Annotated in this window: 25 protein-coding genes; 14 read left to right on the forward strand and 11 right to left on the reverse strand. The window is 63.0% G+C overall.

What is annotated here, in order from left to right:
- Positions 1 to 2: 2 nt before the first annotated feature.
- Together I2H31_RS07000 and I2H31_RS07005 are read left to right on the forward strand one after the other, a co-directional pair.
- Positions 3 to 635, forward strand: coding sequence for a bifunctional nuclease family protein (locus I2H31_RS07000; RefSeq protein ID WP_196292273.1), 633 nt, complete (start codon positions 3 to 5; stop codon positions 633 to 635).
- A gap of 118 nt (positions 636 to 753) precedes the next feature.
- The gene (locus I2H31_RS07005) at positions 754 to 1,290 is read left to right on the forward strand and encodes a YfiT family bacillithiol transferase (RefSeq protein ID WP_196292274.1); all 537 of its coding nucleotides are present in this window, start codon (positions 754 to 756) and stop codon (positions 1,288 to 1,290) included.
- 132 nt (positions 1,291 to 1,422) lie between these two features.
- Here I2H31_RS07005 and I2H31_RS07010 read toward each other — a convergent pair whose 3' ends face one another.
- Together I2H31_RS07010 and I2H31_RS07015 are read right to left on the reverse strand one after the other, a co-directional pair.
- Positions 1,423 to 2,238, reverse strand: a complete 816-nt coding sequence (locus tag I2H31_RS07010) for an ABC transporter ATP-binding protein (protein ID WP_196292275.1) — start codon at positions 2,236 to 2,238, stop codon at positions 1,423 to 1,425.
- Positions 2,239 to 2,337: 99 nt separating this feature from the next.
- Positions 2,338 to 3,069 (reverse strand): MlaE family ABC transporter permease, encoded by a 732-nt coding sequence (locus I2H31_RS07015; protein WP_196292276.1) that lies wholly within the window; start codon positions 3,067 to 3,069, stop codon positions 2,338 to 2,340.
- 100 nt (positions 3,070 to 3,169) lie between these two features.
- Between I2H31_RS07015 and I2H31_RS07020 the strand changes: the two genes are divergently transcribed.
- Positions 3,170 to 3,892: an SDR family oxidoreductase gene (locus tag I2H31_RS07020; RefSeq protein WP_196292277.1), complete on the forward strand. Its 723-nt coding sequence runs from the start codon at positions 3,170 to 3,172 to the stop codon at positions 3,890 to 3,892.
- A gap of 2 nt (positions 3,893 to 3,894) precedes the next feature.
- Here the strand turns inward: I2H31_RS07020 and I2H31_RS07025 are convergent, their stop codons facing one another.
- Both I2H31_RS07025 and I2H31_RS07030 read right to left on the reverse strand, forming a co-directional pair.
- A complete protein-coding gene (locus I2H31_RS07025; protein WP_196292278.1) occupies positions 3,895 to 4,356 on the reverse strand; it encodes a hypothetical protein in 462 nt (153 codons plus the stop codon).
- 30 nt (positions 4,357 to 4,386) lie between these two features.
- Positions 4,387 to 5,178, reverse strand: a complete 792-nt coding sequence (locus tag I2H31_RS07030; protein ID WP_196292279.1) for a GIN domain-containing protein — start codon at positions 5,176 to 5,178, stop codon at positions 4,387 to 4,389.
- A 27-nt stretch (positions 5,179 to 5,205) separates the two neighbouring features.
- On the opposite strand from I2H31_RS07030, the gene I2H31_RS07035 reads away from it, so the two are divergent.
- The 7 genes from I2H31_RS07035 (at position 5,206) to gldC (ending at position 11,651) form a co-directional block, all read left to right on the forward strand.
- Positions 5,206 to 5,901, forward strand: a complete 696-nt coding sequence (locus I2H31_RS07035) for an SDR family oxidoreductase (protein ID WP_196292280.1) — start codon at positions 5,206 to 5,208, stop codon at positions 5,899 to 5,901.
- A gap of 86 nt (positions 5,902 to 5,987) precedes the next feature.
- Complete coding sequence (gene gldA / locus I2H31_RS07040) at positions 5,988 to 6,896, forward strand: gliding motility-associated ABC transporter ATP-binding subunit GldA (RefSeq protein ID WP_196292281.1); 909 nt, start codon at positions 5,988 to 5,990, stop codon at positions 6,894 to 6,896.
- An 83-nt stretch (positions 6,897 to 6,979) separates the two neighbouring features.
- Positions 6,980 to 7,705, forward strand: a complete 726-nt coding sequence (gldF, locus tag I2H31_RS07045) for a gliding motility-associated ABC transporter permease subunit GldF (RefSeq protein WP_196292282.1) — start codon at positions 6,980 to 6,982, stop codon at positions 7,703 to 7,705.
- Positions 7,705 to 9,429, forward strand: a complete 1,725-nt coding sequence (gene gldG, locus I2H31_RS07050) for a gliding motility-associated ABC transporter substrate-binding protein GldG (RefSeq protein WP_196292283.1) — start codon at positions 7,705 to 7,707, stop codon at positions 9,427 to 9,429. Before gldF ends, gldG begins: the two co-directional genes overlap by 1 nt.
- A 40-nt stretch (positions 9,430 to 9,469) precedes the next feature.
- Positions 9,470 to 9,736, forward strand: coding sequence for a hypothetical protein (locus I2H31_RS07055; protein ID WP_196292284.1), 267 nt, complete (start codon positions 9,470 to 9,472; stop codon positions 9,734 to 9,736).
- A 334-nt stretch (positions 9,737 to 10,070) separates the two neighbouring features.
- The gene (gene dnaN, locus I2H31_RS07060) at positions 10,071 to 11,195 is read left to right on the forward strand and encodes a DNA polymerase III subunit beta (RefSeq protein WP_196292285.1); all 1,125 of its coding nucleotides are present in this window, start codon (positions 10,071 to 10,073) and stop codon (positions 11,193 to 11,195) included.
- 120 nt (positions 11,196 to 11,315) lie between these two features.
- Positions 11,316 to 11,651, forward strand: coding sequence for a gliding motility protein GldC (gldC, locus tag I2H31_RS07065; RefSeq protein WP_196292286.1), 336 nt, complete (start codon positions 11,316 to 11,318; stop codon positions 11,649 to 11,651).
- A gap of 72 nt (positions 11,652 to 11,723) precedes the next feature.
- On the opposite strand, the gene I2H31_RS07070 is transcribed toward gldC, so the two are convergent.
- From I2H31_RS07070 to I2H31_RS07090, 5 genes are all read right to left on the reverse strand, one after another.
- A complete protein-coding gene (locus I2H31_RS07070; RefSeq protein ID WP_196292287.1) occupies positions 11,724 to 12,272 on the reverse strand; it encodes a hypothetical protein in 549 nt (182 codons plus the stop codon).
- Positions 12,273 to 12,403: 131 nt separating this feature from the next.
- Entirely contained in the window at positions 12,404 to 12,943 is a 540-nt protein-coding gene (gene dcd / locus I2H31_RS07075; RefSeq protein ID WP_196292288.1) for a dCTP deaminase, read from the reverse strand.
- A 53-nt stretch (positions 12,944 to 12,996) separates the two neighbouring features.
- On the reverse strand, positions 12,997 to 13,890 hold the full coding sequence (locus I2H31_RS07080; RefSeq protein WP_196292289.1) for a hypothetical protein: 894 nt from the start codon (positions 13,888 to 13,890) through the stop codon (positions 12,997 to 12,999).
- A 117-nt stretch (positions 13,891 to 14,007) separates the two neighbouring features.
- Complete coding sequence (hemL, locus tag I2H31_RS07085; protein ID WP_196292290.1) at positions 14,008 to 15,306, reverse strand: glutamate-1-semialdehyde 2,1-aminomutase; 1,299 nt, start codon at positions 15,304 to 15,306, stop codon at positions 14,008 to 14,010.
- Between the two features lie 139 nt (positions 15,307 to 15,445).
- Positions 15,446 to 17,254 (reverse strand): ABC transporter substrate-binding protein, encoded by a 1,809-nt coding sequence (locus I2H31_RS07090; protein WP_196292291.1) that lies wholly within the window; start codon positions 17,252 to 17,254, stop codon positions 15,446 to 15,448.
- A 497-nt stretch (positions 17,255 to 17,751) separates the two neighbouring features.
- Here I2H31_RS07090 and I2H31_RS07095 point away from each other — a divergent pair, with 497 nt between their 5' ends.
- The 4 genes from I2H31_RS07095 (at position 17,752) to I2H31_RS07110 (ending at position 23,375) form a co-directional block, all read left to right on the forward strand.
- Entirely contained in the window at positions 17,752 to 19,464 is a 1,713-nt protein-coding gene (locus I2H31_RS07095) for a peptidase domain-containing ABC transporter (RefSeq protein ID WP_196292292.1), read from the forward strand.
- Positions 19,465 to 19,560: 96 nt separating this feature from the next.
- A complete protein-coding gene (locus tag I2H31_RS07100; RefSeq protein WP_196292293.1) occupies positions 19,561 to 20,958 on the forward strand; it encodes an HlyD family secretion protein in 1,398 nt (465 codons plus the stop codon).
- A 19-nt stretch (positions 20,959 to 20,977) separates the two neighbouring features.
- A complete protein-coding gene (locus tag I2H31_RS07105) occupies positions 20,978 to 22,429 on the forward strand; it encodes a TolC family protein (protein WP_196292294.1) in 1,452 nt (483 codons plus the stop codon).
- Positions 22,430 to 22,691: 262 nt separating this feature from the next.
- Positions 22,692 to 23,375 carry a DUF1361 domain-containing protein gene (locus I2H31_RS07110; protein WP_196292295.1) on the forward strand — a complete coding sequence of 228 codons (684 nt, stop codon included), beginning with the start codon at positions 22,692 to 22,694 and terminating at the stop codon, positions 23,373 to 23,375.
- A 20-nt stretch (positions 23,376 to 23,395) separates the two neighbouring features.
- On the opposite strand, the gene I2H31_RS07115 is transcribed toward I2H31_RS07110, so the two are convergent.
- Both I2H31_RS07115 and I2H31_RS07120 read right to left on the reverse strand, forming a co-directional pair.
- Positions 23,396 to 23,914 carry a DUF1648 domain-containing protein gene (locus I2H31_RS07115; RefSeq protein WP_196292296.1) on the reverse strand — a complete coding sequence of 173 codons (519 nt, stop codon included), beginning with the start codon at positions 23,912 to 23,914 and terminating at the stop codon, positions 23,396 to 23,398.
- A gap of 90 nt (positions 23,915 to 24,004) precedes the next feature.
- Complete coding sequence (locus I2H31_RS07120; RefSeq protein ID WP_196292297.1) at positions 24,005 to 24,430, reverse strand: DUF1810 domain-containing protein; 426 nt, start codon at positions 24,428 to 24,430, stop codon at positions 24,005 to 24,007.
- Positions 24,431 to 24,519: the final 89 nt, after the last annotated feature.

Here is a 24,519-nt window from a genome sequence, read left to right on the forward strand (position 1 = left end):
CCTTGAAAAAAATCCAGCTTGAAATCCTGGGCCTGTCGTCCAGCCAGTCGCAGTCTGGCTCCTTTGCGCTGATTTTGGGCGAAAAGGGCGGCAATCGCCGCTTGCCCATCATCATCGGCATGTTTGAAGCGCAGAGCATTGCCATTCAAATCGAGAAAATCAGCCCCAACCGCCCGCTGACGCACGACTTATTCAAGTCTTTTGCCGAGCACGTACACGTGGTGATTCTGGAAGTGGTGATTTCTGATTTGAAGGAAGGCGTGTTCTATTCGCGCATCGTGTGCTCCGACGGCGCCACCACCTTCGACATCGACGCCCGCCCCTCCGACGCCATTGCCATCGGCCTGCGCTTCGGCGTGCCGATTTACACCGTAGAAAGCGTGCTCAGCGAAGCCGGCATCATTCTCTCGGACCTGGACGAAGCCGAAAGCGAGGCCGAAGACGACGAGGATGAAGACGACGAGGACGACGACTCGGACGCTCCCCGGCCCAGCCGGGCGCAGCCCGAGCCGCGCGAGCCCAGCGGCCAGGTTTCGTTGGACGAGCTCACCAAGATGCTGGCCCAAGCCCTCGAAAAAGAAGATTACGAGAAAGCCGCCAAGATTCGCGACGAGCTCAACAAGCGCAACGGTTGACCGCAGATTTAACAGATTTCAACGGATTGAACGGATTACCTGCGGAGCCTTCTTTCCCTTAGCTCCAATGCAAAGCGCTGCCTCCATCCGGGGCAGCGTTTTTGCTTTCTTTGCAGCCATGAATCAACCTGAGGAAACCCTGAAATACCCCATCGGCCGGCCCCAGCTGCCGACCGGGCCTCTCACCGCAGCTGAGCGCACGGCGCTCATTCAACAGATTGCGGACTTGCCTGCCCAGCTCACGGCCGCGGCCAGGGCCGTGGGCGGCGTGGGCCTGGAGCGCCCCTACCGCCCCGGCGGCTGGAACGGCCGCCAAGTCATTCACCATGTGGCCGACTCCCACATGAATGCCTACGTGCGCTTCCGGCTGGCCCTGACGGAGGACAACCCGACCATCAAGCCCTACGAGGAAAGCGCGTGGGCCGAGTTGCCTGATGTGGCCGCCACACCCATAACCGTGTCGCTGACGCTGCTGGAAGCGCTGCATTCGCGGTTTGTGACGCTACTGCACCACCTTACGGACGAGCAGTGGCAGCACACGTTCTACCACCCGGGCAACCAGCGCACTTCGACGCTGGACCAGACGCTGGCGCTGTACGCCTGGCACGGGCGGCACCATTTGGGGCATTTGCAGCTGTTGCTGCCCAATGTGTGAGGAAAGGGCACTTTGGGATGTAAAAACGTCATGCTGAACGCAGTGAAGCATCTCTACCGCAGTAGTAATTGCTATTGCGGTAGAGATGCTTCACTGCGTTCAGCATGACGTTTTTATTTTTTACTCTTTCAGTCAAATGCCGCCGCCGGCTTCACTTTCCTCGGCGAAGGCGGAAATGCCACCTTCGGTCTCTTCGTCGATGCGCTTGGCGGCGCGGACGAGGCTGCTGCTGAAAATGAACTCCTTGAGCTCGGGCACGGTGGCGTTGAGGATTTCGTCTTTGGTGCCGTCCCAAAGCTTTTTGCCCTGGTGCAGGAAGATGATGTGCTCGCCGATTTCAATCACCGAGTTCATGTCGTGGGTCACGATGACGGTGGTGATGTTGTATTCGTGCGTGATTTCGTGAATCAGCTCATCAATCTTGATGCTGGTGGCGGGGTCGAGGCCGGAGTTGGGCTCGTCGCAAAACAGATAGGTACACTGCGGGGCAATGGCGCGGGCAATGCCGACGCGCTTTTTCATGCCGCCCGAAATTTCGGCGGGCATCTTGTTGCCGGCGTTTTCGAGGCCCACGCGCTTGAGGCAGAACTCGACCCGCTCGCGGCGCTCCTCGGGGCTCATTTCCGGCGTCAGCATCTGAAGCGGAAACTCCACGTTCTGGGCCACGGTCATGGAGTCGAACAGGGCCGAGCCCTGAAACAGCATCCCGATTTTGCGGCGAATTTCCTGCCGGATGTCAATCTTGCTGTTGGTGTACACCGTGCCGTCGAAGGTAATGGAGCCGATGTCGGGCTTCATCAACCCGACGATGCACTGCAGCAGCACACTTTTGCCGGTGCCCGAGCCGCCGAGCAGCAGGTTGCACTTGCCGGATTCGAACACGCACGAAATGCCTTTGAGCACCGGCGTGCCGTTGAACGACTTTTCGATGTTGGATACTTCAATCATTTTCGTAAGCTGATAGCTAGTAGCTGATAGCTGGTAGCTTTTTTGAATCAACGTTTTGAAATGCTAACAACTGACAGCTGTTAGCTTAAAGCTTAAAGCTTAAAGCAAAAGTGCCGCCAGGGCGAAATCCGCAATCAGGATGGCGATGATGGAGTTGGTGACGGCGCCGGTGCTGGCTGCGCCTACTTCAAGAGCGCCGCCGGTGGTGAAATAGCCTTTGAACGACGAGATGCCCGAGACCAAGAAAGCAAACACGACGGCTTTGATGAGGGCAAACAGGATGTTGTAGGGAATGAAGTCGGTGCGAATGCCTTCGACGTAGTCCTGTGCCGTCATGACGCCGGTGAGGGTGCCGGCCAAGTAGCCGCCCAAGATGGAAAGCAGCATGGCCATGATGACTAGGAGCGGAAACATGAGGATGGCCGCCAGAATGCGCGGCAGCACCAGATAGGAGGTCGAATTGATGCCCATGACTTCGAGGGCCGAAATCTGCTCAGTGATGCGCATGGTGCCCAGACCGCCAGCGATGCTGCTGCCCACTTTGCCAGCCAGCACGATGCTGGTGATGGTAGGCGCGAGCTCCAGAATGGTCATTTCGCGCACCATGTAGCCGATGGTGGACTGCGGAATGAGCGGGTTGGTGAGGTTGTAGGCAATCTGGACGCAGGTAACGGCCCCGATGAAGGCCGACACGATGGACACGATGACCACGGAATCGACCCCGATGAGGATGGCTTCGTCGATGGTGCGGTTCCAGAGGACGCGGAACCGCTCGGTGCGCGTGACCATGCCGCGCAAAAAGAGGACGAACGAGCCGAAAGTTGTTAGCATGAGGAATTGTTGAGAATTAAAAACCGAAGTTTGGGCTGGGGAATTACTGCCAGGGTAGTTCCGCGCGACTCGGGACTTTACGTAAAATCAAGTTTAAACAGTGGAAACGAACGAAAAATTAATTGTCGTGACCGGCGGCAGCAAAGGTATCGGCCGCGCCGTAGTGTCGCGCTTCCTGCGGGCCGGCTACCCAGTGGCCACCTGCGCCCGCTCGGCGGAGGATTTGGCTGCCCTCACAACCGCACTGGCAGACGAAGTTCCCGCCGGAATATTGCACACGCGGCCCGCCGACCTCAGCCAGGCCGCCGACTGCGCCGCGTTTGCCGCCTTCGTGCTGGGTTTGGGCCAGCCGGTGGAGGTACTCGTGAACAACGCCGGTGCCTTCGTGCCCGGCCGCCTGCAGGACGAGCCCGACGACGGCTCGCAGCTGCGCCAGATGCTGGCCGTGAACCTGCTCAGCGCCTATGACGTGACCCTGCCCCTGCTGCCGGGCTTCCTGGCCCGGGGCCGGGGCCACATTTTCACCATTTGCTCCACGGCCAGCATCACGGCTTACCCCAATGGTGGCTCCTACGGCATTGCCAAGCACGCACTGCTGGGCTTCACCAAAAACCTGCGCGAAGAGCTGAAGCCCAGCGGCGTGCGCGTGACGGCCGTATTGCCCGGGCCTACTCTCACGGCCAGCTGGGCCGGCGTGGAGCTGCCCGCCGAGCGGTTTGTGCAGGCCGAAGACGTGGCCGAGGCCGTGTTTGGCACCTACTCGCTCTCGCCCCACGCCGTGGTGGAAGAACTGCTAATTCGGCCGCAACTCGGCGACTTGTGAGGCTAGGCCTGGGGCGAAGCTGGCTCTGGCCGCCGAATCCAGCGCTGGTAACCATAAAGCAGCGCCATGCCCCAGAAAAGAGCTTCGGCAATGCCGGCCACGGGCCTTACGAGGGCATGAGACGTGGCCATGGCCACCACCGAGGCGCAAGCCGCCAGCACCCAGGCCAGCTTGAGGTGGTCAAGCAGGCGGCGCGGACGCTTGGCCCGGTACCACCAGGCGTAGGCACTCGCCATGAGGGCCGCGCCGGCCAGCAGCAGCTCCGAACCAAACGCCCAATGCTCAATTTTGAACAGCGTGCCAATGGCCGTGAGCCCGGCCCCGCCCACCAGCAGCGCCACCAGCAGCCAGCCGCTTTTGCGCCATAATTCGCTGCTGAACGCCATCAGAACTAGCAGCCCGAATTTTATCACCGGGTAAGCCAGCGCTAATCCCGAAGCAAACTGAAAATCCGGCAGGCTCATGTGGGGTTGTGCTGAAGCAAGCGGGCAAACTTACTCGGTTTTCTTGCCGCCCTTGCCCGTCACGCGGATGTCGACGAACGCGGGCTGCCCGCCGTAATACAAGGTGCCGTTGCCGGCCACGGTGCCGCCCAGGCGCTGCGACGCCCGCACGTGCGCGTCGCCGTCGCTGTCGCGGGTCAGTTTCACGTCGCAAATCTGCGGGGTGATGCCCTGCGCGAAAAGCCGGCCCGCGCCCCCCACCGTGCAGTTCATGTAGTCGGCGGTGCCGCGCACGGTGAGGTCGCCCAGCTCGTACTGGTCGACGAACAGCTGCTTGGCTCTCACAGTGAGGTCAAAGTCGCCGGCCCCAATGAGGTGGAAGAAAATGGTGTCCTGCACGAATTCGCCCACGGTGCTGCCGTTGCCCTGACCGCGCAGGAAGACGTTGGTGATGCGGGGCAGGTGCAGCGTGACTTCGCGGGGCGAGTCGTAGCTGCGGGTCCAGTTGCAGGTGCTGGTGTTGGCGATTTCGAGGGTGTTGCCTTTGCGGGTGAGCACGATTTCGTCAATCAAATGCTCGCCGGCGCGCACTTCGGCGTAGGTTTTGGTGTCCTGCACCAGGCGCAAGTCTACGTTGTCGAAAGCCGTGACGGTGACCAGGCCGGCGTCGACGGCGCGCTGCTGCGTGACGATGGGGCCGGTGCTTTTGAGGCAATCGGCGGTGGGGCCGCAGGTGCTCAGGCCCACGGCCAGGGCCGCGCCCAGCGCGCCGCGGGCCGCGGCGCGCATTCCGTTGAACCACCCCAGGCCGCTAACTTGCGGCCGCAAACTCGTATAGCGCATTTGCATCCTTAATTTTCTCAAAGATAAATGGACCTCACCGGCAAAGTCGCCATTGTTACCGGCGCAAGCAAAGGAATTGGCCGCGCCACTGTGGAGGCGCTGCTGGCGCGCGGCGCAGCCGTGGCCGGCTGGGCCCGCACGGCTCCTGCTGGCCTCGTCCACGACCGGTTTCAGTTTTTCGAGTGCGACGTGCAGGATGAGCACTCCATCACCGAAGCCTTCACCAACACGCAGCGCGAACTGGGCCCGGATATTCACGTGCTGGTCAACAACGCCGGCCTGGGCATCATGGGCGAGGTGGACGGCTTCCGGACGGAGGACTGGAAAACGATGTTCGACACCAACGTGCTGGGCACTTTCCTGTGCACCCGTGCCGTGCTGCCCCAGATGAAGCGGCAGCACGCGGGCCACGTCGTGAACGTAGCCTCGCTGGCCGGCACGGCAGGCACTGCCGGCATGAGCGGCTACTGCGCCACCAAATTCGCGGTGCGGGGCTTTTCGGATGCCTTATTCAAGGAGGTGCGGCCGGCCGGCATCCGCGTAACGTGCGTGATGCCGGGCTCGGTCGAAACCAACTTCAACGGCAAGGAGCCCGGCCCCGCTCCCGACCCGCACAAGATGCAGCCCGAAGACATTGCGGCCGCCATTGTGCACGCCATCGAAGCGCCCGACACGACCATGATTTCGGAAATCCAGCTGCGGCCGGCGCAGGTGAACAACTAGTGCTTGGTGCATGGTGCTTAGTGCCTGGCACCAAGGAAGCAAGCGAGAAAACCAAGCACCAGGCACCAACAACCAAGCACCAACCAATGGTAGAAATTGAACACCTGACCAAAACCTACGGCGCCCAGAACGCCGTGGACAACATCAGCTTCACGGCGGGCAAGGGCGAAATCGTAGGCTTTCTGGGACCGAACGGCGCGGGCAAGAGCACGACGATGAAAATTGCCACCGGCTACCTCCCGCCCACCGCCGGCACCGTGCGCGTGGCCGGCCACGACGTGCTCACCGACAGCTTGGCCGTGCGCCGCCACGTGGGCTACCTGCCCGAGCACAACCCGCTCTACCTGGATATGTACGTGCACGAGTACCTCGAATTCATCGGCTCGGTACACGGCCTCGGCGGCAAAGCCCTGCGCGCCCGCGTGGCCGAGCTGGTGCGCCGCGTGGGCTTGAGCCGCGAGCAGAACAAACAGATTGGCGCGCTCAGCAAGGGCTACCGGCAGCGCGTGGGCCTGGCCCAGGCCCTCATCCACGACCCCGACGTGCTGATTCTCGACGAGCCCACCACCGGCCTCGACCCCAACCAGATTCTGGAAATCCGCCAGCTCATCCGCGAAGTGGGCGAAGATAAAACCGTCATTTTCAGCACCCACATTCTGCCCGAAGTCACGGCCCTGTGCTCGCGCGTGCTCATCATCAGCCGGGGCAAGCTGGTGGCCGACAGCCCGGTGGCCGAGCTGGCCGCCCGCGCCGCCGGCGAAACCGTGGTCCGCGCCGAGTTTGAAGGCGCCGTGGACACCGCCCAGTTGTCCCAGTTGCCCGGCGTGCGCCACGTGGAGGCCGCGCCCGATGGTGCCGTGCTACTCCGCACCGCGCCGGGCGTGGATGTCCGCGCGGCCGTGTCGCGCCTGGCCGGGCAGGAAGGCTGGATACTGCTGGGGCTGCGGCAGGAGCACCAGAGCTTGGAAGAGGTGTTTGGGGAATTGACGAAGTAGAATTTAATATCCAGAACAACCAGAAAGAACGTCATGCTTCGCTGCGCTCTGCATGACGTTCTTTGACTGACGTTCAAACCAGTATGCTCACCATTCTCCAAAAAGAATTCAACGCCTTCCTGAACTCCCCCGTGGCTTACGTAGTGCTGGGGGTTTTTCTGGTTGCGACGGGCCTGTTTGTCTGGGTTTTCCCGGATAGCAGCGTGCTCGATTACGGCTACGCCGACCTGCAAACGCTGTTCAACCTGGCGCCGTGGATTTTCCTGTTCCTGATTCCAGCCATCACCATGCGCACGTTTGCGGAGGAAAAAAGGGCCGGTACCATTGAGCTTTTATTAACCCGCCCGTTGACGGACGGGCAAATAATTGGCGGGAAATACCTAGCGTGTTTTCTATTGGCTTTGTTGGCATTAATTCCAACGCTGCTGTATTATTTCTCAGTTTATAAACTTGGCAGCCCGGAAGGCAACATCGACTCGGCCGCGACGGTCGGTTCCTATTTAGGCTTGGCGCTGCTGGCGGCGGTGTTTGCGGCCATTGGGGTGCTGGCCTCGGCGCTCACGCGCGACCAGATTATTGCGTTTCTGGTGGCGGTGGTGGGGTGTTTCCTGGTGTATTCGGGGTTCGATTCGCTGGCGTCGGTGCTGGAAGGCAGCGCGGCTTATTACGTCAGCCAATTGGGCATTGCGGCGCACTACCGCGACCTGAGCAAAGGCCTGATTGACTCGCGGGACCTGGTTTATTTCTTTAGTGTGGTAGCCGTGGCGCTGCAGGCCACGCGGCTGGCCTTACGCAGCCGCAATTGGTAATGGAAGATACGTTGACCCCCGCTCCGGTTCCGGCCGCCGCCTCGCGCAAGCAGCGCGACTTGCTGACGTTTGCCGCCATCCTCGGCGGACTGCTGCTGTTCAATTTCATTGCGCAGCGCTTCTTTTTCCGGCTCGATTTGACCGAGGAAAAGCGCTACACCATGTCGGATGCCACCAAGAAGCTGCTGCGCGACCTCAAGCAGCCGGTCACCGTCACGGTGTACCTCACCGGCGATTTCCCGCCCGCCTTCCGCCGCCTAGAGCAGGGCGTGCGCGAAACCCTGACCGAATTCCAGGTCTACGGCGGCGCCAACCTGAACTACATTTTCATCGACCCCAGCGCCGGCGGCACCGAGGCGGCGCGCAACGCCTTCTACACCAGCCTTTTCAAGAAAGGCCTGAAACCCACCAACCTCGGCGCCACCGAAAACGGCAAGCGCGTCGAGAAAATCATCTTTCCCTGGGCGGTGGTGAGTGTGGGCGGGCACGACAAAAACGTGCTGCTGCTGCGCGGCAACCAGGCTGCTCCGGCCGACGTGCGCCTCAACCAGAGCATCGAGGGCCTGGAATACGAGCTGGCCAGCACCATCCGCACGCTGGTGCCGGCCCTGCGCAAGCGCATCGGCGTGATTGAGGGCCATGGCGAGCTGACCAACGCCCAGGCCGGCGACATGCTCGGCACCTGGCAGCAGCAATACGACGTGTTTCGCGTGACGCTGAGCAAGGTGAAGGACCTGAGCGCCCTCGATGCCGTGGTGGTGGCCCAGCCCAAAACGCCCTACACCGAGGACGAGAAATTCAAGCTCGACCAGTTCATCACCAGCGGCGGCCGGGCCTTGTTCTTCATCGATGCCCTGCGCGTGGACCTCGACAGCGTGAGCCGCAACGGCGTGGCTTTGGCCACGCCCTACAACCTCAACCTCGACGACCTGTTCTTCAAGTACGGCCTGCGCCTGAACCAAGACCTGCTGCTGGACCTGAACAGCGGCCAGATTCCGCTCGTGACCGGCATGGATGGCAACAAGCCCAAAATTGAGCCCATGCCCTGGCAGCTCTACCCGCTCATCAACAAGTTTAGCCCCCACCCCATCACCCGCAACCTCGACGCGGTGTACCTGAAATTCGTGGGCAACATGGACACGGTGAAAGCCACCGGCGTCCGCAAAACCGCGCTGATGACCACCTCGCGCTACACCCGCGTACTGCCCGCGCCCGTGCCCATCAACTTCAACGACGCCCGCCTGGAGCCCAACCCCAAGCTCTACCAAAAAGGCTTCCAGCCGGTGGCGTATTTGCTGGAAGGCCAGTTTACCTCGCTCTTTGCCAACCGCGCCCGGCCGGGCACGCTGCAATTCCAGCCCGAAAAGCCGGCCAATGCCAAGCCCAGCAAAATCCTGGTCGTGTCCGACGGCGACTTCATTCGTTCCGACATCGACCCCAAAACCGGCAACCCCTACCGCCTGGGTTTCGACCGCCTCGCCAACACTGAATTCGCCAACCGCGAGTTGGTGCTCAACGCCACCGACTACCTGCTCGACGAAACCGGCCTCATCGCCGTGCGCGGCAAGCAAATCACCCTCCGCCCCCTCGACAAGGTGAAGCTGGCCGAACAGCGCCGCCGCTGGCAGCTGCTGAACATCGGGGCTCCGCTGGCGCTGCTGGGCGTGTTCGGGGCCGTGCGGGCTTGGCGGCGCAAGCGGCGGTACGCGGGGTTTGGGGCTTAGCTGAATTCAGGTCAACTTTATTAAACCTTGCCCGAACTGCATGGAAGAGCTATTTGGAGAACTCATCGGCCAGGCTTTCATGGCTGTGGTGTTCACTGCCATTGGGTTTGGGTACTTGTACTTGCGCTACCGTAACACAGTGCAGGTGCAGCAGGTATTGGTCAGAAAATACGAAAACAGCTACGCAAACGCTGGGATGGCCGTGGTGCTCAACGTGGCCGCCGCTACCTTCATCCTGCTCATAATCGGCTTGCTAGTGGCGCCGCTGCTCCATTGGCTTCGCGGCTTGGGCTCCTTCAGTAGCTGAGCGCAGCGGGATATTCGCCACCTTTCGCCGTAGCCGGAACGGCCCTCCGGCAAAGTCTCAAAGGCCTGCGGAAACCGAATGGTGCCCGTAACTTAAGTTGCAGAGCACTTTCAATTTCCGCAGGTGCCGGTAACCCGGGTTACCGGCACCTATGTATATCTGCAGGCCTCTGTAACCCGGGTTTTGGAGACCTGTGTATTTCCGCAGGGGTCCGAAACCCGGGTTACAGAGAAGACGCATCGAAAGAAGCGTTAAGCGGCCCGCTGCGCGCTTCCAAAGCCCACGGCCACCGCCTATCTTTGCCCTCCCCTAGCCCAAACCTTAGCCTTACGTCATGAAATTTATTGTCTCGTCATCCGCGCTGCTGAAGCAGCTGCAAAGCATCAACGGCGTGGTTACGAACAACCCCGTGGTGCCCATTCTGGAGAACTTTCTCTTTGAGATTGAGGCCGGTAAGCTCACCATCACCGCCTCCGACCTGGAGACGAGCATGATAACGGAGCTGCCCGTGGAGGCCCGCGACACCGGCCGCATTGCCGCGCCCGCCCGCATCCTGCTCGACACCCTCAAGAACCTGCCCGACCAGCCCGTGACCTTCACGCTGGACGAGGAAACCTACACCATCGAAATCAGCTCGGCCAACGGGCGCTACAAGCTGGCCGGCGAAAATGCCGCCGACTTCCCCCGAGTGCCGGTGGTGAAGGGCTCGGCCCCGATTGAAATGCCGTCGTCGTCGCTGGCGCGCGCCATCAACAAGACCATTTTTGCGGTGAGCACCGACGAGTTGCGCCCGGCCATGACCGGCATTCTGGTGCAGCTGGCCGACTCGCAAGTGACCTTCGTGGCCACCGACGGGCACCGCCTGTTGCGCTACCGCCGCCAGGACGTGGGCGCCGGCCAAACCGCCAACCTCATCATCCCGCGCAAGGCCTTTAACCTGCTGAAAGGCACACTGCCCTCGGAGGCCACGCCGGTGAAGATGGAGTTCAACCAGAGCAACGCCTTCTTCTCCTTCAACCAGATGCGCCTCGTGTGCCGCCTGATTGACGAGCGCTACCCGGACTACGAAAACGTGATTCCGGTGAGCAACCCCAACAAGCTCATCATCAACCGCCAAGAGCTGCTCAATTCGGTGCGCCGCATCAGCATCTATTCCAACAAAACCACCCACCAGGTGCGCCTGCGCCTGGCCGGCTCGGAGCTGGTGGTATCGGCCGAAGACCTGGATTTTAGCAACGAAGCCAAGGAAACCCTCACCTGCCAGTACGACGGCGAGGACATGGAAATTGGCTTCAACGCCCGCTTCCTACTCGAAATGCTGTCGAACATCGACTCCGACGAAATCACCCTGGAGCTGAGCACGCCCAACCGCGCCGGCCTGCTGATGCCCACCACGCCGGACGACAGCGAAAGCATCCTGATGCTGGTGATGCCGGTGATGCTGAATAACTACGTTTAACTTTTTGCCCTCATTTCTGTCATCCTGAGCGCAGCGAAGGACCTTATTCCCGCCGAACGATTATCGTTCTAGCTTGATAAGGTCCTTCGCTGCGCTCAGGATGACACATTTTTACCTAAGATGAAAAAATCAGAAATTCGTTTCAGCATCGCGCTGGATGACAATAAAGTACCCGAAGCCATCAGCTGGTCGGCTACCGACGCGGGGCCGGACATTCACTTTGCCAAGGCCATCAACATCGCGCTGTGGGACCGGGAGCAGGTGGGCACCATGAAAATTGACCTCTGGACCAAAGACATGCCCGTGGACGAGATGAAGCGTTTCGTGGTCGACAACATCGGCTCGATGGCCGAGAACATCGTGACGGCCACCGACGACAAGGAAATGGCCAACAAGATGCGCGCGCTTTGCAAAGAGCTGTCGGACTACCTGGACAAGCAGGAGCAAGGGCAATAGTCTACGATTAAAATAGAAAAAGCCCCGTCGGATTGCTCCGATGGGGCTTTTCAACGGAAGTAAAGGCGGAAGTTACCGGGCGTTTCGGCCCAGGTTGCCGGCCGGCCGGTTGACCGGCTTGGTGCTGGCGGGCGCGATGGTGGCGTCGTTGGCGCGGGCCGGGGCCGGGTTCTGCACCGAGTTGGTGAGCAAAATGCTGGCGGACTGGGAAGCGTAGTCCTTGTCGTATTTGTTGTAGGAGGCGCGCGAGCTAAAGTAGCTGCTGTACTGGTCGTTGCTCAGGAAAGCCTGAAACTCCTTGTCGCGCTCCTTGCACACGCCGTTGCACTCGGCGTCGATAAGGCTGGGGTTGCCGGCATTTCTGCGCTCAATGGCGGCCATTTTGGCGACTTTCTCGGCATTTACGGCGCGGAGCTTGGTAGCCTGGTAGTTGTTGAGGTGCAGGTCGCGCACCATGTGGTCGCTCAGCCGGTCGGCGCGGGCCTGCACCGGGTTCAGGCGGGGCGAGGATTGGGTCTTGTCCTGCGGCTCCACGGTGGTAGCGCGGGAAGCTTGCTGGGCGGAAGCGGTGCCGGCCATCAGCGCCAGCAGCAGAGAAGCAAAAGCTGATTTCGTCGTCATCGTCGTAGGGGGTTAAGTACACACTTACGCAAGGACCGGGCCAGAGGGAAAGGGCTCAGTAGTGGGTTTAAACGCAAGAAAACCTCCGACGGTTCGGAATCAACCGGCACGCATAGTGACGGTTGAATATGCTACCAGTTATTTTTCCACATCATCGACTCCACCGGTTTGTCGGTGCGGTCGTTGTATTTGGCGTTTTGCTTGCGGTTGTAAAACGTCTCAACGTCGCCCTGCACGGTGAAATAAATCAGCTGGCCGATGGGCATGTTGCGATACACCCGCACGGGCATCGACACGCTGATTTCCAGCGTCCAATGGTTGCAGAAGCCCACGTCGCCCTTGCCCGCGGTGGCGTGAATGTCGATGCCCAGGCGGCCCACGCTGCTCTTGCCTTCGAGGAAAGGCACGGTGGCGTGGGTTTCGGTGTATTCCTGCGTCACGCCGAGGTAAAGCTTGCCGGGCTGCAGCACGAACCCTTCCGTTTCGGGGATTTCAAACGTGTCGATTTCGTTGTGGCGGCGCGCGTCCAGCACCGCGTCGCGGTAGGTGGCCAGGTAAGGGCCCAGGTGCACGTCGTAGGAATTGGTACCCAGGCAGCTACGGTCGTAGGGCTCGATGACGATGGTGCCTTTTTCGATTTCCGCGAGGATTTGCTGGTCGGTAAGAATCATTAAGTTGAAAACAGAAGAGAATGCAGAAAAAGTAAGCGGGGCGCCAATAGGCATTAGTCATCGTCGTGGTGGCGGGCCGGGTCGGTGGGCTCGAAGTCGTCCTCGTCTTCGTAGCTGTCCTCTTGCAGGCCCTGCGAGCGGGTGGGCCGCAGGCGGCTCACGATGCTGCGCGGCTCGGGTTCCGGCTCGGGGTCGGCCGCCAGGTTGTTGATGCGCCGGCTCATGCCCGGCAACACGCTGGTGGCGAGGTAGAGCAACGTGAGAAAGCTGCCCAGGCTGAGCAGCAGCGTGAAGTAGTCGAGCCAGTCGTGGCGCGGGGCGCCCGCGGGGTCGGGCGCCGCCACGGGCGAGCTGCTGAGCGGGGCTTCGTCGGACGAGGCGGCGGGGGCTGCTTCCAGGCCGTCGGCGTCGTGGGTGGTGAGGGGCGCGGCCACGGGCGCTTCGGGCTGGGCGTCGGCATCAGCGGGGGGCACGGCGGCCGTTTCCTCCGAGCCGGAGGCGTTGAACTGGGCACTGGCCTGCTGAATGAGGCGCTGCTCGGCCCGGATGAGGGCCACCCGCTCGTCGCGCGGCAGGTTGTGAATGAAGAACTCAAAGTTCTTGTCCAGCAGCACCGATTTGAGTTGCTTCTCGAACTCGGCCAAGGTCATGGGGCCGTTGCCGAAGCGGTTTTTATACCGTTCGGCAATGCCGTTGTAGTTCATGAACAGCTGCTTGAGCGCCGCGTTGGTGCCGAAACCGTCGAACTGCCGGCGGGCGGCGGCGGTGCGCAGCGTGAGCGGAAACTTGCCGCGGGTGAACGACTTGTCGTACACCGTTTCCATGGTCCGGAAATTCAGCTCGTCGATGGTTTTATCGAAGAGGCGCTTGTTGGCCTGGGCCGGCGTTTCGGCCCGGGCCAGCGGCCCAAGAAGTAGCAGCAGAGCAAGAAAAAGCTGTTTCACCATGGGGCAAAGGTCGCTGAATAATTCAGCGCAAGGTTAATCAAAGCGAAAAATAGGTTTTGACCCGCCGTAAAAACGCCGCGCGGCCAAAACCTATTTTGCTTCGCCAGCGACGCGCGGCTACAGATTGTGCGCCTCTGCCAACGACTCGCGGCACGCCTTCAGGTACATTTCCACCAGCTCGTCGGTGATGGCCGTGGACACGAACAAGGCCTCAAACTGCGAAGGTGCCAGGTAAATGCCGCGCTCCAGCATGGCGTGGAAATAGCGGCCGAACGCAGCGATATCGCACTTTTTGGCGTCGTCGAGGTTGGTCACGGGCTCAGCGGTGAAGAAGAGGCTGAACATGGAGCCCACGCGGTTCACGGTGTAGTTCAGGCCCAGCTCGGCGGCAATCTGGCGGGTGCCGTCGGCGAGGCGGGCGCTGCTGGCTTCCAGGGCCAAGTACAGCTCGGGGTGCTCGTGCAGGTAGCGGAGCTGGGCCATGCCGGCGGCCGTGGCCATGGGGTTGCCGGAGAGCGTGCCGGCCTGGTACACCTTGCCGGCCGGCGCCACGCAGTTCATGATGTCTTCGCGGCCGCCGTAGGCACCCACGGGCAGGCCGCCGCCAATGATTTTGCCCAGCGTGGTCATGTCGGCCTTGATGCCATAGAGCTCCTGCGCGCCGCCGGGCGCGAGGCGGAAACCGGTCATCACCTCGTCAAAAATGAGCACAATGCCGTGCTCGGTGCACAGGTCGCGCAGGGCCGGCAGGAAGCCTTCGGCAGGCGCCACGAGGCCCATGTTGCCCACCACGGGCTCCAGGATGAGGGCCGCCACCTGGCCGGGATTGGCGGCGATGAGGGCCTGCACGGCGGGCAGGTCGTTGTAGGGCGCGGTGAGGGTGTCCTGGGCCACGCCATGGGTCACGCCGGCCGAGTCGGGCTCGCCGGCGGTGAGGGCGCCGCTGCCGGCCGCAATCAGGAAGGCGTCGCCGTGGCCGTGGTAGCAACCTTCAAACTTGATGATTTTGGCGCGGCCGGTGTAGCCGCGCGCGGCCCGGATGGCCGACATGCAGGCTTCGGTGCCGGAGTTTACCAAGCGAACTTTCTCGATGCTGGGCACCATTTCACGAATCAGCTCGGCCATTTCTACCTCGCGGTGGGTGGGTGCGCCGAAGCTGAGCGAATGCGGCAGCGCCTTGGTCACGGCCTCAAGCACCACCTGCGGGGCGTGGCCCAGAATCATGGGGCCCCAGGAATTGATAAAATCGACGTAGCGGTTGCCGTCCACGTCGGTCAGCCAGGCGCCGTGGGCGCTTTGCATGAATACCGGCGAGCCGCCCACCGAGCGGAAGGCGCGCACCGGCGAGTTGACGCCGCCGGGAATAAGGTGCTTGGCGCGTTCGAAGAGGGTAGCGGAAGTGGTGAGGTTGAGCATTAGGGATTGAAAATCGGGATAAAAGTCGAAAGGCCGCCCTGTCGAGCCACCTCGCATGAGAAAGTGAATAATTACTTCATCGCGCGAGATGTCTCGACAAGCTCGACATGACGTTCTGGGTTTTTTAGTAAAAAAGGCATCACCGCACTACCTGCAGTTCCAGGTTATTGAGCTTGATGATGGGCACCACCTGGTTGTCGTGGGTGCCGCCAGTATAGTTCTGGCCCTCAAAAATGGCGCCTGGCACCGCCCCGGCACTGGCCAGATTAGTTTGAAAAGCGGGCCCGTACTGGAAGAGTGCCGTGCCGAAATACATCAGCAATTCAAAGCCCTGGCTGGCAAAAAGCGACGGCGGCAGGTGCTGGCGCTGCAAATACAATTGGCGAAACCGGCGGAAACCCGGCCCCTGCTCGTCGTAGTATTTCGGCTGCAGCATGTACACGCCGGGGGCGGCGAACTGGCCCACATCGAGGCGGGCGTTATCGAGCCAGGAGCCGGGGCAGAGCAGCGCCGGGCGGGTGGCCGCGGGCTGTTGCTGCCAGAGCCTGAAGGCGGCCGGCCCCACGCGGCGGTTGTCCGAATACACCACCAGGTGGCTGGCATTGGTGAGGTCGAGGCCGGTGAGCGCGGCGTTGAGGCTTTCGTCCACGTCGGGGTCGAAGCGGCGCAGGGCGCTGATTTTGCCGCCGTCGGCCTCGTAGGCGGCTTTGTAGGCGTTCGCGAAGGCGGCGTCGTCCTTGCTGTCTTCGTGGAGCACGATGCCGGGCCGGCCCGCGCCAAAAGCCGTGAGGGCAAACTGGGCGGCCACCCGGCCCTGAGTGGCCGTGCTGGGCGCAAACAGGTAATGCCAGGGGTTGTCAAACACCAAGTCGGCGTCCTGCGACAAGGGATTGACGCACACAATCTGGTGCTCGCGGGCGTAGCGGCCCAGCAGCTTGGCGCCCGATTTATAGACCGGGCCGATGAGCAAATCCATGCCGGCCAGCTCGGGCAGGGCCAGTACCTGCTTGAGGGTGAGGGTGTCGGCGCCGGTGTCATAGGCGAAAATCTGCAGGGGCCGGCCCGCCCGCTGCAGGCTGTCCTGGGCCAGGCGCAGCCCGGCGTAGAGGTCGGTGACGAACTGGTTTTTGCGGATGTTCTGCCAGCTGGGGTCGTTCAGCTCAAAGGGCAGCAGCACGGCCACGTTGTAGCTGGGTTTCTTGGCCACCACGGCGCGGGGGCGCGGTGTGTAGCGGGTGCGGTCGAGGCTGAAGCGGCTTATCAGCGCGTCGAGCTGGGGCCGGTCGGCGTCGGTGAAGGTGCCGCCGATGACGAGGTTTTCGGCGTAGGCGCGGGCCAGGGTGGCGTCGTCGGGGTAGCGGCGGAGGTTGCGCTGCCAGGTGCTGCGCTCCTTGATGCGGGGCAGGTAGGTGGCCTTCATGGCCTCGCGCTCGGGCCCGAACTTATCGGCCGGCAGCTGGGCCAGGGTTTTGAGGGCGGTGTCGTAGTCTTCCTGCTCGAAGGAAGCCTGGCCTTGCAGCAGCAGGGCGTCGGGCAGGTTGGGGTAGGCGGGGTACTCGGTGCGCAGCAGGTTGAGCATCTGCTCGGCCTCGGGCCACTGCTTGAGGCGGGCGTAGGCCACCGCCGCGAGGTAGGCCGCATCGGCGGCGCGGGCGAAGCGGGCGGCGGGCTGGGCCAGCGGCTCCAGCAGCGCGGCAGCGGCGGCGTAATGGCCCTGGTCGAGCTGGGTTTTGCCGCTGCGGTAACGGGCGGCCGGGTCGGCGGCCGGGGCAGTGGGTGCGGGTTTGGGCCGGGCAGCCGGGGGGGCGCTGGCCGGCCGCGCAGCTGCCCCAGCCGCCGGGGGCGCGGGTTTGGGCTGGGCGGGCGTTTGGGCCAGCGCGGGCGTAGCCAGCAGCAGGCCGGCCGCCACCCACCGCAGCGGGCGGCACAGCAAAGAAACTAGTGTCATCAGGAGCAGTAAACAGGCTTTCGCGTCTACGGAAAGCCGGGCAAAATTAGCCATAAATAGCGGGGCACTGGCCAACCCGTTGCGCCGTACCCGGGGCCTGCTTATGGCTCAAATTAAAGCGCCATTAAACGCGAATTAAAGCGTAATTAAACCCGGGTTAAATCGCAATTAAAAGCACTGGAATGGCTTTCACGGGCAAAAACGGGGGTGAAATTTTGCACCATCAAAGGCTCACTCATGCTTTCCCCGCTTCGTTCCGAGGTCCAAACGCTGGGCGGTCGATTTGGTGGCGGCGCCGGCCGTGAACCCGGTTTTTGCCCACCCGCAGGGGCTAATGACTCCCCGTGGGAATCGGCGAACACGCAGCGCTTCTGCCCCTCTCCTCCCCTTGCAATGACTTTGGTGCGCTGGCACCTTTCTGAACTGGCTGGTGCCAGCTTGATTCAATTCCCCTGCAACGGCTTGTAATTATGGCAACTACGCATTCGTTAACTCCCGTGCAGCGCTTGTTCCGCCTGTTTGCGGCCGAGCGCACCGACATCACCTACCTCTACGTGTACGCGGCGCTGGCGGGCCTCATCAGCCTGAGCTTGCCGCTGGGCGTGCAGTCGGTGATTGGCTTTGTGAGCAGCGGGGCGGTCAGCACCTCGCTGGTGGTGCTCATCGGGCTCATTGTGCTGGGCACGCTGCTGGTGGGCGGCCTGCAAATCATGCAGGTGACGCTGGTGGAGTACATGCAGCAGCGGCTGATGGCGCGGATGGCCCTGGACTTTGCCGTGCGCCTGCCTCAGGTGCGCGCCGAGGCCCTGGAAGGCGAATACCTGCCCGAGCTCATGAACCGCCTGCTCGACGTGCCACCCCTGCAAAAAGGCCTGGCCACGCTGCTGATTGAGTTTTCAGCGGCCGCGCTGCAAATTCTGTTTGGGCTGCTGCTGCTGTCGTTTTACCACCCCATCTTCATTGCGTTCGGCGGGCTGCTGGTGCTGGGCTTGTACGGGCTGATAGTGGCAACCGGTCCCAAAGGCCTGAGCACCAGCATTGCCGAAAGCCAATACAAATACCGCGTGGTGGCCTGGCTTGAGGACGTGGCCCGCACGGTGAGCAGCTTCCGGCTGCCCCTGCGCCAGGGCCTGGCCCTGGGCCGCACCGACGACCTGCTGAACGGCTACCTCGGGGCCCGCGCCGCGCACTTCCGGGTGCTACTCACGCAGTCGTGGGGCTTCGTGGTGTTTAAAACATTGATAACAGCCGCGTTGCTCAGCATCGGGTGCTGGTTGCTGATTGAGAAACAGATAAACATCGGGCAGTTCGTGGCCGCCGAAATCGTCATCATCCTCACCATTGGGGCGGTGGAGAAGCTGGTGCTCAAGCTCGACGTGGTGTACGACGCCCTCACCTCGCTCGATAAAATCGGGCACGTGCTGGACCTGGAAGCGGTGCCGCCGCCGCGGGGCACGGCCCTCCTGCCGGCCCTGCCCGCTGCCGGCGCGGGGCCGGGCCTGGCGGTGGAAGTGCGGGACTTGGCTTACCGCTACCCCAAGGCCACGCACCCCACGCTCGACGGCGTTTCGCTGACCTTGGCCCCCGGCCACCACCTGGCCTTGGCGGGGGCCGATGGCGCCGGCAAAACCACCCTGCTGCGCCTGCTGGCCGGCTTGCTCGATGGCTACTCCGGGCAGATTGTGTACGCGGGCCTGCCCCTGAACGACCTGAGCCCGGAAGCGCTGGCCGCGGCCGTGGGCGACAACCTCTCGCACCAGCACCTGTTTTCGGGCACGGTGCTCGAAAACATCACCCTCAACCAGCCCCACCTCAGCGCCGCCGACGCGGCCTGGGCCGTGGAGCTGGTGGGCCTGCGCGACCACCTCTACGCCCGCCCCACCGGCCTGCAAACGCCCGTAGGGCCCGGCCACGCGCTCGGGGCCGGCGTCACCCAAAAGCTGCTGCTGGCCCGGGCCGTGGTGGGCCGCCCCCGCCTGCTGCTGCTCGACCACATGCTGCCCGCCGCGTCGCTGGCCGAGCGGGTGCGGGTGTTGCGCCGTCTGCTGGCGCCCGGCCTGCCGTGGACGGTCGTCCTCGGCACCACCCAGCCGGAGCTGCTGGCCCTGCTGCCCCGCGTGGCCGTGCTGGACGAAGGCCGCCTGGTGGCCGAAGGCACCCTGGCGGAAGTGAGCCAAACGCAGGAGATGCGCGCCTTGCTCGGGGCCTAGCGCCAGCATCGCTGCCGGCCCACTGGCCGGCAGCCAACGCGGGCCGGCCAGCGGGCCGGCGCCCTGATTAACTGCAAAATTTAATACCTGACCACCATGCCATTTGCTGAGCATCCTCATCCGGAAACCCACCCCGACGCGGGGCGCTTCACGGCGTTTCGGCGGGCGCGCACGCCCCGGGCCGGCCGCACGCTGGCCCGCTGGGCGGGCGGGCTGGGCCTGCTGGTGCTGCTGAGTGGCTTTCTGCCGTGGACGCAGAACATCCGCTCCACGGGCAAGCTGACCACGCTACGGCCCCAGGACCGGCCCCAGACCGTGCCCAGCACCATTGGCGGCCGCATCAAAACCTGGCGCGTGCAGGAAGGCCAGCTGGTGCAAAAAGGCGACACGCTGGCCGAAATCGTCGAAATCAAAGACAAGTACTTCGACCCCGAGCTCTTGGCTCGCACGCGCGAGCAGCTGGAAGCCAAAATCGCCGGCCTGCGCGAAAACGCCGCCAAAACCCAGGCCCTGGGCAGCCAGCAGGACGCCCTGCGCCTGGCCCTGCAAGCCAGCCTGGCCAAAGCCCGCAACAAAGTGCGCCAGGCCGACCTGAAAGTGCGCTCCGACCGCGCCGAGTTGGTGGCGGCCCGCGCCGACTACGCCATTGCCGAGCGCCAGCTCGAACGCCAGGAACTGCTCTACAAGCAAGGCCTCAAAAGCCTGACCGAGCTGGAGCAGCGCCGCCTGAAATTCCAGGAAAGCACCGCCAAGCTGCAAGCCGTGCAGAACAAGCTCGGCGCCTCGCGCCAGGACTCGGTGAGTGCCCGCATCGAACTGCAATCATTGGATGCCGAGTACGCCGACAAGCTGGCCAAAAGCGAAAGCGACCGCCGCTCGGCTACCGGCTACCAGTTTGATACCGAAGGCCAGATTGCCAAGATGCGCAACGAGCTGGCCAATCTGAGCATTCGGGCGGGCTACTACTTCATCACGGCGCCCCAAACCGGCTACGTGGTGCGCGCCCTAAAAGAAGGGCAGGGCGAAATCGTGAAAGAAGGCGAAGACTTGGTGACGCTGATGCCCGCCAACCCGCGCTTGGCCGCCGAGCTCTACGTGAAGCCCATGGACGTGCCGCTGCTGCGGGTGGGCCGGCGGGTGCGGCTGCAGTTCGACGGCTGGCCCGCGCTGGTGTTCACGGGCTGGCCGGGCAGCAGCTTCGGCACCTTCGGCGGCGTGGTGCAGGTGATTGACAACATCGACTCGCAGGGCCAGTACCGCATTCTGGTGACGCACGAGCCCGGGACGGAGCCCTGGCCCGCCCCGCTGCGCGTGGGCTCGGGCGTGTACGGCTGGGCCCTGCTCGACAACGTGCCGGTGTGGTACGAACTGTGGCGTCAAATCAACGGCTTCCCGCCCAACTACGTGGGCGCCGAGCCGGCCTACGCGGGCGGCGCGGGCAAGGAGAAAAAAGCGGACAAAACCAAATCGGCGGGCTATGGCGAGGAAGAGTAATTTGGCTTTTGGCGCGCGTATGGCCCGGGCGCTGCTGCGCCGCTTCGGCAGCTGCTGGCTGCTGTGGCTGCTGCCGCTGGGGGCGCGGCCGCAGGTGCCTTCGGCCGTGGCTGACTCCGTGGAAATCTCGCACGCCGAATTTCTGGCTTTGCTGGACCAGTTTCATCCCATCGCGCGGCAGGCCAACCTGAACCCGGAGCGGGCCCAGCAGGAAATCCGGCAGGCCCGCGGGGCGTTCGACCCCAGCCTGACGGGAAAGTACTACGGCAAACAATTGAAAGGCAACGACTACTACCACGACTGGGAAACCGCCCTGCGCGTGCCCACCTGGTTTGGGGTGGACGTGAAAGCCGGCTGGGACCGTGGCGTGGGGCCCTACGTGAACCCGCAGGAATACACCGCCAGCAGCGGCCTGAGCTACGTGGGCCTGAGCGTGCCCCTCAGCCAGGGCTTGCTGATTGACGAGCGGCGCACGGCCGTGCGCGTGGCCCAGGCCCTGAGCGGCTTGGCCGAAGCCGAGCGCCGGGGCATCCTGAACAAGCTGCGCCTGAGCGCCAGCAAGGACTACTGGGAATGGGCCCTGGCCACCCAGCGCCTGCGCCTGCTCACGACCAACGAGCAGGTGGCCGGCACGCGCTTCGCCGCCACGCGCCAGCGCGTGCTGGCCGGCGACTTGGCGGCCATCGACTCGGTGGAAGCCCTTTCGGAACTGCTAAACCGCCGGGCCCAGCGTGTGGCGGCGCGCGTGCAGTGGCAAAACGCCGCGCTGGTGGCCTCCAGCTACCTCTGGGACGCCGACGGCCGGCCCCGTGAGCTGCCGCCCACGGCCCGGCCGCAGGCCCTGCCGCCCGCGCCGGCCTGGCGCCCGCTCCGGCCCGATTCGCTGGCCCAGCTGACCGAGCAAGCGCTGCAACGCCACCCGGACCTGGCCAAAACCCGCGCCAAGCAAGTCCAGCTGGGCCTGGAAAACCGTCTGGCTCTCAACAAGCTGCTGCCCAAGCTCAGCGTCGACTACAACCTGCTGCTGCCCGGCCAGCCCTTTGGCCTGGAAGGCAGCCCGCGCCCCTTCGCGGGTGGCTATTCCGCCAACAACTACAAGCTGGGCCTGAGCTTTGCCCAGCCCATTATGCTGCGCGCCGAGCGGGCCAAGCGCCAGCTCGTGCAGCTCAAGCTGCGCGATGCCGGCTACCAACTCAGCCACGAGCAGCGCCAGGTAACCAACGCCCTGCAAACCGCCGCCAACGACTGGCAGGCCCTCCTGGAGCAGTTGCGCCTGCAGCAGCAGGCCACCGCCAACTACCAGCGCCTGCGCAACGGCGAGCAAATCCGGTTCGAGAACGGCGAGAGCACCGTTTTTCTCATCAACTCGCGCGAAGCCAGCCTGCTGGCCGCCCGCCAGAAGCTGGCCGAGCTGCAAGCCAAATACGCCCAGACGCAGGCCCAGGTCCGGTACGCGGCCGGCGGGGGGTGAGGTCCGTTTAACAAGGCAAAAAACCTCTTTATGAACGTCATGCTGAGCTTGTCGAAGCATCTCGCGTGTGGTAGTAATCCAATCGTAAGAGTTAGTTGAAGCACGCGAGATGCTTCGACAAGCTCAGCATGACCGTTTAAATACTTTTTCACGCAGTCACGTCTGAAGCTGCCTTTGCCGGCACAATACGCCGGGGCGTTTTGCAGTTCTGCCTGCCGTGGCCGGCGGTACCTCCCGTTCGGCCCATCCGTATATTAGCGTTATGCAAGCAGTTCCTCTGTCCAACAGTCCCTTTTCCCGCGCCCGGCTCACGCTGATGTTTGTACTGGGCACTTCGCTCGCCCTCAGCTTCTTGCTAATAGTGGGCCGGGTGCTGATGACGGGGCATTTTACGTTTCTGTTCCTGATTTGGAACCTGTTTCTGGCGGTCATTCCCTTTGCCTTGAGCACGCTGCTGGGCATTGCGCAGGGGCCGCTGCGGGTGCGGCTGCTGCTGCCGGTGGGCGCGGCCTGGCTGCTATTTTTCCCGAACGCACCCTACATCCTCACCGACCTTTTTCACCTCGATGCCCGGCCCGGCGTGCCGCTCTGGTACGATTTGGCCCTGATACTGAGCTGCGCCTGGAACGGGCTGATGCTGGCCTACGCCTCGCTGTCGGACATGCAGCGGCTGGTGCAGGCGCGCCTGGGTTTCTGGTCGGGCTGGGTGTTTGCCACGCTGGCGCTGCTGCTCAGCAGCTTCGGCATCTATTTGGGGCGCTACCTGCGCTTCAATTCCTGGGACGTGCTGGCCAACCCACTCACGCTGTTCTACGACATCGTGAACCGGATTTTGCACCCGTTTTCTTTTCCCGGCACCTGGGGCGTGACGTTGGTTTTCGGCCTGTTTTTACTGGTGGGCTACGGCACGGTGCGGCTCATGGGCCGGGCGCAGGTGGAAGCCTAAGGAGCGGGAAATTCCGATTATCAGGCAGCTTTTGCCTTGGCCACGGTCAGCCAATACCACAGGACCGGCGGCACCAGCAGCAGCCCAATGAAGACGGGCAATGACCAGGCGCCCAGGCCCTCGGCCTGCCCCGTGGCCACTTGCGCGGTCTGGTACACGAGCAGCAGAAATACGAGCACCATCCCGATTCTCAGGCTGCGGCCCAGCCGGATGGCCCCGCGGTACTGCCGCAGCGCATTGGCGGGCGTGATGGCGACGGGGTAGTTCAGCGCTTGAGGGTACTTGCTGGTGACCGCCGTGACGGCCGATAGCCCCGCAAACAACGCCGAAGCCACCAGCGGCAGCGCCAGCAGGCTGCCCCTTTCTCCGTAGCGGTCGGGAATACCGGCGCCGTTGAAATGCACCGGAATGGTGTCGGGCAGCCGAAAAAGGTACCAGATGGTCAGGGCCCACAGCAGGGCCAGCGCCCCCCAGGCGAAAAAATCCACCGCCTTATCGGCTGGCCTGGGCGGCACGTCAATTTTCGGTCTTGCTTCCATCTCTTTCTGGTCGAAAATCAGGTCACGTTTTGCTGCCTGGTTTTATCGCCGAGGTCAGTCAATCATTACCAACGCGGCTCCAACATCAACTCAGCCGGCAATGATGCGCAAGGTTTTTTCGTCGCGGGCGCCGTCATAAAACCGGTCCAGCACCTGTTGAAACACCGCCGGGGCGCCGGGCAGCGCGGCAAATAAGGTCATCGAGGATTTCAGCTTGAGCTCGTCGGGGCTGCCGAAAATGGCGTGCGCGTCGCTGGATGTTAGCGCCAGCAACGCGGTGCTGATTTCGACCAGGCGGGCGCCCAGCACCGGGTGCTGCAAATACGCGGCGGCTTCGGCCCGGTCGCGCAAGGCGTAAAACCGCGCGGTTTCGCTCAGGCCCAGTCCCTGAATCTGCGGGAAGATGTACCACATCCAGTGGCTGCGCTTCCGGCCGGCTTTTATTTCGGCCAGGGCGGTTGGGTAGGAGGCTTGCTGCGCGTCGAGAAAGCGTTGCAGGGAAGTGGCGGTGGGCATGGAGTGCGAGCGGCTGATGAGCTCCGTTGAACGAAATTCCTGCCGGTGGCGATGCAAAGTGCGGCGCCGGTTGGTAGCCGCGCGCCCGC

Origin of the sequence: Hymenobacter ruricola (genome assembly GCF_015694525.1) — a bacterium.
Taxonomy (GTDB): Bacteria; Bacteroidota; Bacteroidia; order Cytophagales; family Hymenobacteraceae; genus Hymenobacter; species Hymenobacter ruricola.